The sequence below is a fragment of the Bradyrhizobium sp. UFLA05-125 genome (genome assembly GCF_059803515.1).
Genome location: NZ_JBANBJ010000136.1, coordinates 1 through 9,792 on the forward strand (window position 1 = coordinate 1; position 9,792 = coordinate 9,792).

General features: G+C 62.3%; 9 protein-coding genes and 2 pseudogenes. 7 read left to right on the forward strand and 4 right to left on the reverse strand.

The genetic code is table 11. The features are described 5' to 3' along the window. Positions 1–494 precede the first annotated feature (494 nt). The 5 genes and pseudogenes from SO156_RS44950 (at position 495) to SO156_RS44970 (ending at position 2,986) form a co-directional block, all read left to right on the forward strand. Positions 495–635, forward strand: coding sequence for an L-histidine N(alpha)-methyltransferase (locus tag SO156_RS44950; protein WP_498539337.1), 141 nt, complete (start codon positions 495–497; stop codon positions 633–635). Beyond that, positions 632–688: pseudogene (locus tag SO156_RS44955) on the forward strand (hypothetical protein); the annotation flags it as partial. The gene SO156_RS44950 and the pseudogene SO156_RS44955, both read left to right, overlap by 4 nt. After that, positions 663–1,184: an L-histidine N(alpha)-methyltransferase gene (locus SO156_RS44960; RefSeq protein WP_498539344.1), complete on the forward strand. Its 522-nt coding sequence runs from the start codon at positions 663–665 to the stop codon at positions 1,182–1,184. The pseudogene SO156_RS44955 and the gene SO156_RS44960, both read left to right, overlap by 26 nt. Then, the gene (locus SO156_RS44965) at positions 1,156–1,545 is read left to right on the forward strand and encodes a S16 family serine protease (RefSeq protein ID WP_498539338.1); all 390 of its coding nucleotides are present in this window, start codon (positions 1,156–1,158) and stop codon (positions 1,543–1,545) included. Before SO156_RS44960 ends, SO156_RS44965 begins: the two co-directional genes overlap by 29 nt. Positions 1,546–2,032: 487 nt before the next feature. Further along, positions 2,033–2,986 carry an AraC family transcriptional regulator gene (locus SO156_RS44970; protein ID WP_498539339.1) on the forward strand — a complete coding sequence of 318 codons (954 nt, stop codon included), beginning with the start codon at positions 2,033–2,035 and terminating at the stop codon, positions 2,984–2,986. Between the two features lie 765 nt (positions 2,987–3,751). On the opposite strand, the gene msrA is transcribed toward SO156_RS44970, so the two are convergent. From msrA to SO156_RS44990, 4 genes and pseudogenes are all read right to left on the reverse strand, one after another. Continuing rightward, positions 3,752–4,264 (reverse strand): peptide-methionine (S)-S-oxide reductase MsrA, encoded by a 513-nt coding sequence (gene msrA / locus SO156_RS44975; RefSeq protein WP_498539340.1) that lies wholly within the window; start codon positions 4,262–4,264, stop codon positions 3,752–3,754. A gap of 2 nt (positions 4,265–4,266) precedes the next feature. Further along, positions 4,267–4,732: pseudogene (gene msrB, locus SO156_RS44980) on the reverse strand (peptide-methionine (R)-S-oxide reductase MsrB). Between the two features lie 784 nt (positions 4,733–5,516). Next, positions 5,517–6,452, reverse strand: a complete 936-nt coding sequence (locus SO156_RS44985; RefSeq protein WP_498539341.1) for a LysR family transcriptional regulator — start codon at positions 6,450–6,452, stop codon at positions 5,517–5,519. Between the two features lie 199 nt (positions 6,453–6,651). Next, positions 6,652–7,182, reverse strand: a complete 531-nt coding sequence (locus tag SO156_RS44990; RefSeq protein WP_498539342.1) for a type 2 periplasmic-binding domain-containing protein — start codon at positions 7,180–7,182, stop codon at positions 6,652–6,654. A 1,496-nt stretch (positions 7,183–8,678) separates the two neighbouring features. Between SO156_RS44990 and SO156_RS44995 the strand changes: the two genes are divergently transcribed. Further along, complete coding sequence (locus SO156_RS44995) at positions 8,679–8,837, forward strand: hypothetical protein (protein ID WP_498539343.1); 159 nt, start codon at positions 8,679–8,681, stop codon at positions 8,835–8,837. 379 nt (positions 8,838–9,216) lie between these two features. After that, positions 9,217–9,792, forward strand: a 576-nt coding sequence (locus tag SO156_RS45000; RefSeq protein WP_498539345.1) for an AAA family ATPase, incomplete at its 3' end; no start/stop codon positions are given.

Consider the following 9,792-nt stretch of genomic DNA (forward strand, 5'->3'; position numbering starts at 1 on the left):
CAATTCTTGTCGAGGCGGCCGGTGTGTTCGGCCGCGCCCGCAGAACCAAAGATCGGATACAGCGGACGAAATTGGAAATTCCCTTTGGACATGCATTCGATAGCGTGAGGTATCGTCGTCCAAAAGCGCCGTGCGCGCCCGCGTCCGGCCCGTCCGCGATCAGCCGTCGAAGGGTCTGGCGTGTCGGGCGGGAGGACATTGATAGGGCACTTCGCGATCACTCTTTTTCAATCGCGTCGCAACGCTTCGAAAACGACATGTGCTGGCCGCGATGCGTGCCCTTGGCCGGACAGCTTTTGCGGCACCTCCGTGCAGCAGGGTAACGCGGCTTTTAGAACGCGACCGCGAGCGTGCCGTCGCTAAGAGCATTTCAAGCCGACTCGTTGCCGGGTTTTCCCGGATACGGGCGCGGCAAGCGGGCGGGCTGTGTGTCCGGACGAACGGCGACGGATTGTGGATTCGCGGTGCGATCCGCGGATTTACGTTCCCGCCGCATGCCTGCAGGTCGGCGCATCGGATTCTTCCCTGGCTCGACGATCGGAAACTTCGACGCCGCGGAAGCGGAGGCTTTCCTCTCGCAGATGTTGTGCCATGTTGGACCCGTGGCGCCGCGATCGTCGTCTTTGACCTTGTGAAGCAGGTCGAGACGCTGCTGCGCGCCTATGACGACAGCGAAAGGGCCACGGCGCAGTTCAACCTCAACCTGCTCGCCCGCATCAACAGGGAACTCGGCGGCGATTTCCACCTGGGATCACTTCCGGCACGTCGCGAGGTGGAACGACGCCGAAAGAGCGGTCGAGATGCAGCTGCTCAACCTCACAGACCAGTGGGCCTCGATCCGTCAACGCCGATTCCACTTCCGCGAAGGCAAGACGAACCACACAGAGAGCTCGAGGCGCGCTCGCGCAGTGTGCGGGCTGGCGCGTGCCGTAGGCGTCGGAGGACGACAAGCGGCTGTTCTGTGTTCGCGCTCTCGCCTCGGGCCGGGCGAAGTCCGCGCTGACATGTCACCTCGCGGAGGCGCCGCAAAACCGCAAGTCAGGAGAGACTCGATGCAGGGCGCGGACCACGTCAACCGGATGCTCTCCGCTGCGCTTGGAGCGCTCCCGCGCGCCGAGATAGTGCACCAGAACTTCCTGAAGCTGTTACCTCGCGATGGCCCGCGCGAGCCGTGTTGGCCTTGACGTGGTTGAAGCAAGCGTCATCCACACCCGCGTTCCCGCAGGTGCGACGCCAAAGGACGGACCGAACGCCCGAGTCGCGATGTTCACAGCTCTCGTGTCTCTCGTCACAGGTCCGAAACGACGCGGCCATGACGTGGGGAATCTCGCTGCGGAACGTCTGTTGCCCATAGGCGGGATCAAGGAGAAGGTCGCCGCGGCCGCGGGCTTGGCGCGCGTCATGCTGCCCGCCCGTACTGCGGCGACTACGACGGCATCCCTGCGGGCGCCCGGGAGAACCTTGAGTTCGGGTGGCTCGAACGCGTCGACGACGCGATCGCTGCCGCGTTGGAAAGGGGAGCAACCCCGGCCGCGCCGACGGTAGGTGTTGCGCGGTGACCGAGCAGTCCGCAATGACAGCACGAGCTGCGCGTCTGACACCCGCGCGCGTGATCGGTCCGTCACGAACCTGGCTCTGCGATCGAGGCTCGGGGTCTCCTGCTGACGCACGTCGGCATGCGTTCGCGTCAATTCATAAGGCTTCGCCGGTCGCCGAGACGTTTAGCCGGATTATTCATGTTGCGGCTGAATATATCTAATTCGGCTGCAACCACTACTCGGTCAGCCGCGACTGGCTACTTGTTCAGCGTCTTCAGTCGAAGTCAACGAACACCGAACCGATCAAAATCCCAGATCAGGTTGGAGCGCGGAAGGACCCCTTCGCCCAGTTGCGCAGGCTGGTTGCCTGTGTGAGATGGCGTTGTCCCGCTGTCCCGAAGCCGAGCTGATGTGAAGCTGAGCACCATAAAAGGTTTCTGGACGTGGCAGGTGAGCCCTTCTGGCGTATATCGCGACAAGACCTCGACAAGTTGATGACCACGGTGGACATCACCTTCGTCAGGCTGTCGGAGTGCGTGCTTGCGGCGGGTGCCCACCTGGCGGTTGCCCGCGCGGAAGCCTCCACCATCCACTACTGCCTTCGAGGCGCCGGGTTCATCGTCTTGGACGACGAAACGCCCATACGCCTGACGCCGCACACACTAGTGATCGTCCCGCCTGGGCGAGCGATAACAATCGCCGCGACGGAGCGCCCGACCGCACCACGGAACGTAGGCAAGCACAGCGAAGGCGCCTTCGCGCCGGGGTCGACGCACCGGCACACTGTCGGAGACGGCGAGCCGACCCTGGTGCTTGCGTGCGGCACCTTCCGAGCCAACTACGGGCCGGCACTGGACTTGTTCGCATCCCTTGCAACGCCCATTGTTGAGACGTTCGACGTGCATGACCAGCTCGACCGGGTAATGGCCTACGCAATGGCCGCGCTCGCGGCGCAGGACGTCGGCGGAGAACCGATGTCGGCGGCGCTGTTGAAGCTCGTGTTGCTCGCGCTGCTTCGGCGTTGCCTAGTCTCGACGAAAGTGTGGGTGGAGCGCTTCTCGGTCTTGAGCGACCCGCCGATCGCACGGGCTTTCGCCGAGATGGCCTCGCGCCCGTCCCTTCCGCACACCGTGCAAAGTCTGTCGGACGCCGTCGGTCTCAGCCGCTCAGCTTTCATGGTGCGGTTCTCCGCCGCCTTCGGAGAGTCGCCGATGTCACTGCTGCGCCGCGTGAGGATGCGCCATGCCGCTGACCTGCTCGCAGCCAACGCGCTGTCGATCGACCAGGTCGCCCTAAACGCCGGCTACCAGAGCCGTAGCAGCTTTACGCGCACGTTCCGCAGGTACTACGGCAGCGACCCGTCAGAATACCGCTCCAAAGCGCGGCGCGCCCCGTGCTCAAGCGCGACCCCGGCCGAAGATGCGATCGACGAAGCAGACGCCGCGTGAGAAGCGTTCATTCCGCGAGAACGTGGGCCGGCGCGCGCGACTGCGGCGAGGTACGCCAGACGCAATCGGAACCGGCGCACCCAGGCGTCGAGGCTTGGGCAGCGCGAATGGTCTGTCCACCGGCCCGCCAACTCTCCGATGAAACGCGTTCGATCCGCGCCCCGATAGCAGCGGCCGCTTCGCTTATCCTCGCGGCGTCCACCTTAACCGCGACCGATTGGATCGCGGAGCCCTCTGCGTAGTCGTCGTAGGTGGGGTCTGCTACGTCCGAAAGCCGATCGAGGGCAAGAGAAACTCGTTATTCCGCGGATTGCAGCTTGAGGATGGGTTGGCTACGCGAAGTGGCGCACGACGCCGCGAAGCGTCTCGGTTGTTGCCATCATGGCGCAATCCTACGGTGGGTGGGGGCAAGAATCTTGGGAGCGAGACGGCGACAGCCAGGCCGACGATCCTCGATAATTTCATGGGGTGTCCTTTGCTGCTCGCGCGGCGGCGCAACGGTTTCAATCCCTGTCGAGGTGGCCCCATAGCGCTTGGACGACCTCACGCATGTCGAATGCATGTTCAAGGGGAATTTCTAATTGCGTCGGCCGCGTCCGCGCTGGACAGGCCGAAGACGCGCGCCGCGTCCGGGCGTCCAAACCTCACCACCTTGTCGCGTTGTGAGTGACTTCGCGGGGAGCGGCGAGGATCCTTGGCAGACGGCTTGCTACACAGACGCCGCGGAGCTGCGCCCGCCGCAGGCCACCGACACCGCGATCGCCGTCAGGCGGCGTTCCTCCGCGGCAACTTCCACTGCGGGCGGACGAAGTGGCAGGTGTAGCCGTTCGGATAGCGTTCCAGATAATCCTGGTGCTCAGGTTCGGCCTCCCAGAAATCGCCAGCGGGCGAAAGCTCGGTCACCACCTTGCCCGGCCACAGCCCTGATTCCTCAACGTCGGCGATGGTGTCTTGGGCGACACGGCGCTGATCCTCGTTCGTGTAGAAGATCGCCGACCTGTAGCTTGCGCCCTGGTCGTTTCCCTGCCGGTTGGGAGTCGTCGGGTCGTGGATCTGGAAGAAGAACTCCAGTAGGTCGCGGAAGCTCGTCTGACTCGGGTCGAACGTGATCTCGATCGCTTCCGCGTGCGTGCCGTGGTTGCGGTACGTGGCGTTCTTGACGTCGCCACCCGAATAGCCGACCCGCGTTGAGACGACACCGGGCAGGCGCCGCACCAACTGCTGCATTCCCCAGAAGCATCCCCCTGCCAGGATCGCGCGTTCTGTGGTCGCTGCCATCGTCAAGCCTCCTGCTTTGCGAAGAGCTTCGCGTACTCGCCGTACCTCTCGCTCTCCAAGTAGTTGCGGTGGATGGACCTCAAGCTGGTCGAGTTCATGCAGTACCTCAGCCCGCCCCTGTCGCGCGGTCCATCCGGGAAAACGTGACCAAGGTGGCTGTCACCGTGCTTGGAGCGAACCTCGGTCCGTGTCATGCCGTGCGAGCTGTCAACGTTGTCGACGACATTTGCGGCCTCAAGGGGACCACGTGAAACTCGGCTGCCCCATCCCGCTGTCGAACTTGTCGAAGGATGCGAAGAGCGGCTCACCGAAAACTACGTCGACGTAGAGACCAGGCTCCTTGTTCCAGTATTTGTTAGTGAAGGGGTGCTCGGTCCCGCCAGTCTGCGAGACGCGGTATTGCTCGGGCGTCAACTTCGAGACCGCTTCGGGGTTTTGCTGTAGGTCGGCATACGCGGTACTCCTTATTGTTCGGTATTCAAGATAGGCACCTCGTCGTCGACCGTCCAATCACCTCCGGCTATCGAAACGATGCCGTGAGAATCGACGCTGGAGGTATTTCGATCTGCCGGGGGTCGTTTCACTTGCCCGAGGAGACGGGTCTGACACTGCTGGAAAAAGAGTTTGAATCGGCGCTCGCCGCGATACCGAACGGGCTACGGCGTATGCGTGTGCGAGGGACTGCGGTACGACGTCACTGTGCGAAAGCCTCGCGATTGAAGGCGGACCAGCCTGTTCGTGCGAGCGCTCGCGGGCTACGACGTTGTCAGCTTTAACCTTTATCGGCTGAGGTCGGGCGAGGTCTCTTTGCCTTCTGTGAAATGCCCGCCGAGAAGGTCGTCGTTTCGTTCTCGGGTACATTCAGGTCCAAGCCCAGGCTCCGGTCAAACTGCCGCGGGAAGTCCCTCGTCTCGGGTGTCACGACTGCGAGGGTCGCGTCGACGTTCTCGAACTCATCCTTCGCGGCCTGCAGCGCGCACAGCTCGGCGGTGAAGAAGACGACCGCCGGCGTCTGGGAAGAGAAAGTCCGGCATGGCGTCTCAGACTTTCAACGCCTGCGATGCCACGTCCGTGTCGCGCAGCTACCACACGAGTGGTTGTTTGACTCCCAGTCCGCGGCGCTGACGGTTGTCAACCAGCTCGGTGCGAATCTGGGCGAGTGTCTTGTAGGTCTGGTTTGACACGGGCGGGAGGTCGTCAGGCCGCGGATCGATTGCCTGGGAGCGGTTGACCGCCGGCCTGCGCGTCGTGGTCATGCGGTCGCGCTCGCCATCTCCGGCAGCGTTGCGTGCGGCACGCTCCGCTGGGAGACTTTGACCGACCAGTCGCGAAGCCGCGCGACCTTCACGAAACCGTCCAGCGCCGGCGAATAGCGGCGCCCCTGGACAGCCAGCAGCCGCACCCCCCGCGAAATTGGGTCTCCTTCGAGCGGAATGGTCTTGAGCGTCGGAAGGCTCGGCATGTGCTCGGGCGCGAGCATCACGCCGAGGCCCGCGGCGGCCATATGCTGCAGGTGCAAGTCGTGACCGCTGCAGTGGCCCAGGCGGGGCGATTCCTCGGGGAAATACGACCGTTGGATCTTCGCGGCGACGTCGCATCCGGTGCGTTCCAGCAAGACGGTCTCGCGGAGATCATCGATGCCGATTGAGGGACGGCTTGCGAGCCGATGTGTCGGCGCGAGAACCGCGACGTAGCGCTCCTCGAACAGCAACCAGTCGTCGATGCGAGCGGGCACATCCTGAATCTCCCCGACCATTGCGGCGTTGATCTCCCCCTCAAGCAAGAGGTCGACGAGCTTCCCCGCTGCGTCCTCGCGCAGATCGACCTGAAGTCCAGGGACAAATTTTTCGATCTCAGCGATCAGATCGAGGACGAGCGAGGCCGAGATAGAGGGGGCGAGGCCGATCCTCAGTGGCGCGACCTCCTTGCGTTGGAATTCCTTGGCTCTGCGACGCGCCGTCTCTGCCGAGGCCAGCGTGCGCGCCAGCATTGGAAGGACTTCCTTCCCAAGGTCGGTGAGCTGCGTCAGTTGGCGCTCGCGGTAGATCAACTGGCCGCCGAGCTCCTGCTCGAGCTTCTGCACCCCCTTGGTCAGGGCGGGCTGCGTGACATTGCACTGCTCTGCCGCGCGGGTGAAGTTGAGCGTGGACGCGACGGCGAGGAAATAGCGAACTTGATGAAGCTCCATGGGTTGTTCTCCAGTTGCTCCTGCCATACTGACGAGCCTTTGCACTCGACGACGTGCGGGGCACGCCGCAGTCATGGCGCATGGATGCCGCTTGCATACACGTTGGAACGGCTCGGTCTATTGGTTTGGACTCACGGACACGCTTTTTGGAGCCTCTGAGAGTCGAGCTAGTGCGTGACGAGGTGGGCGAGGACTGGGATCAGTTCGGAGCTACCTGAGTAGGAAGTGGGCAAATGCCCGGGCGGCAGGCTTTATGGTCTTTCCGCTGACGAAGAGCGCATTCACTTTTTATCGAGCCGAAATCCCAGTCAGGCAGCATCCGCACGAACTGCCCGGCCTCGAGCTCTGCCCACGCGCTGTTTTCGCCCGACGCGGCAATCCCCAGCCCGGCGACGGCGCTTGCCGTGGCTCCTCCGTCGATGGTGATAGCGAGCTGGTTGTCAATGCGCACTGAGGTGATGCGGCCGTCCTTGCGGACGGAGAAGGTCGGCGAAGGGTACGCCGGACCGATGATCAACGAGTGGTGCACCGTGAGTATCCTCGGCGGGTGGATGATTTTGCGCGCCATCGCGCTCGAGATGGCCAAGGGGCCGAACCGGAGCGCCACGTCGATACTCTCGGTCACGAGCTCTTGGTAGCGGTCGTTCGGCATGAGCTCGATCTTCAGCGCCGCGAGCTGCTTCAAAAACGCGGGAAGCCCGCTGATGAAGCTTGCCCAGAGCTGTGGCAACAGCGACGGGCAGGCGCAAGAAGCGTCCTACCTCCTGGCCCACCGAGCAAAAGGTCGAGCGGCTCGCCGCCTAGATCATCGAGTACCAGCACGGTCCGACCGGCGTCGCGCATGAGGGCGAGCAGCCGCGCCGCTCATGCCCTGTCTGCGTGAGGCGATCGAGTCTCGAGGGGGATGGGCGGTCGGCGGCGGGGGGCAATAAGCAGCACGGAGAGCCGGGTTGCCATTGTCGTCGAGTCGCCAACCAGAGCTGAACGACGCGGAGCTGGAGGCGGAAGTTTGACGCGAGAAACTGCACGAATGTGATGTGCGGATCGCGGCAACTTCGACGTTCTTGGTGCGGGGATTGTGAACCAGTGCTTGTAGAGTTGAAAATCCGAGCGAATGGCAGCCATCGCACCAATGTTGGTAGAAAAACAGAACTCTATGGTGCGCACCGAGCTCTTTCAGGTGAGGGGTGGCGCTCCTTTTCGTCAGCATCGATCCAGTACGGGACCGGGAGTTCGGGGGCAGGTTGTCCTTCCATACTCTGGGGTCATGTCTGTGCTCGCGATCCTGATTGCCGCGAGGTGCAGGCCGTCGGCCGCTGTCTCGCGACCCCTCAGGGCAGCCTGCGTTATCGCCGCGAAATTCTTCGGTAAAGCTATGATCTGGATAATCGCGTGTATTATAGGTGTCTGATGATTGCAGCGTGAAGACGTCTTCGCGGCGGCCGAGAGTTCCGCTCGAGCGAATCCTCGTGAACGAGCGCCGCACTCTGGCCGCAGGACCCAGGCGTGCCTCAGCCGTTCCGATAACGGTGGGCTATCAACTCCATGGCGAGAGGTGATTTTTCTTTCAACCGGCTTGAACTCAATCTGCAACCATCGTCGCCCGCGCACGTGTACGGGCCGACGTCAGCGTTCTGTTTACGATCGCAGGCCAGGAGGCCCGACATGCAGATCAGAGAGACAATTGACAAACCCTCCACAGTCTCGCCGAAAGCCCGTCTGAGGATGTTATCGTGTTCGTGGACAGCGCCGGGGTCCCCCCGAGCGCAGCACATGGCGAAGTTGCGAGCCTCATTGCGAACCATTCCGGTGTGGCTTGTGATCGAGGCCACCTCCGGACGAAAGCAGTCGCGGGATCGCGGCGGGCGAACGCCGGGGCTCGTCCGAGCCCTCGTATCATCGTCCCGCTCCCTTTGGATGCCCGAGCTCAACCTGCGCTCAATTGACCCGTTGGTGACAATCCCGTCTTAGTTCAGCTGAAATGCACAAAGGCCGAAAGGAGTGAACAGTGCCTTGCCGCTTGGAAAGTTACGGGTCTGACAAGGCCCTGCGATGTCCAGTCTGTGAGGGCAAGTTTGGTCTCGTCCGGCATTATTCGTGGCGAACGCCGCTTTGCTCCAGGAAGTCCGTCGATCCCTTGAAGGCGCGCCGCCAAAGTAACCACAATTGGATGGGCTGGTTCCAAATCACTTTCGACCAGTCGCCCGAAAACCGCGCGAGGGCGTCATGACGCTTCAGATCTCACAACGAGGCAAGGAGTATTTGAAGACAGCGCGGACCTTGCTTCGCCCTGCCAAAATCATGATGGACCAAGCTATTGCGGCTCAACTTAAGGCTCTTGCCGACTACTACGAGCGGCGAACCGAGAAGCAATACCCTAAATAACCCACGTGCAATAGAAGATAGACCGGCAGAAATGTAGATCTCCTCGCAACAACTCGCGTTGTGGAGTCCGGTCATTGGGAGCATCACACTATTCTCATCGCTTCTGCTCTGATCAATGCATTTACATTCCCAGGCTTGCGGCGGGTCCACGTTAAACAGCGATGTTAACGCCGCTCGCGCCTACGCAGCCTCATTCTATGAGTCCGAGGTGCTGCGGCAGGCTCCTGCTGGCCGCGTCGACCACGCGCTGGCGTTAACTGCGCTCGATTCCGTGATCAACGCTTTCCAAGGGCTGTTGGCGACGAAATCCGGCGGTTGACCATCACTATTCTCTGACAATGACGATGCACGAGGTCTGCAGATGATCATCTTCCCGCTTATGACCACCTGGATGTGGTTTGAGGTCGCCATAGCGGTTCAGTCACTCTTCAAGGATACACTCCGCAAGCTGGCCGCTGGACCGACCGTCTTCATCTGCGACGAGTGCGTCGAGCTCTGCATGGACATCATCCGTGAGGCGAACAGGTCCTCGCTGGTGAAGTCGCGCGACGGTATTCCGACGCCGAAGGAGATCTGCAAGGTGCTGGACGACTACGTGATCGGCCAGAGCCATGCGAAGAAGGTTCTCTCGGTCGCGGTGCACAATCACTACAAGCGCCTCAACCACCAGACCAAGCACAACGACGTCGAGCTCGCGAAGTCGAACATCCTGCTGATCGGTCCGACCGGCTCGGGCAAGACGCTGCTCGCGCAAACGCTCGCCCGCATCCTGGACGTGCCCTTCACGATGGCTGACGCGACGACGCTGACCGAGGCGGGCTACGTCGGTGAGGACATCGAGAACATCATCCTGAAGCTGCTCCAGGCCGCCGACTACAATGTCGAGCGCGCGCAGCGCGGCATCGTCTACATCGACGAGATCGACAAGATCAGCCGCAAGTCCGACAATCCGTCG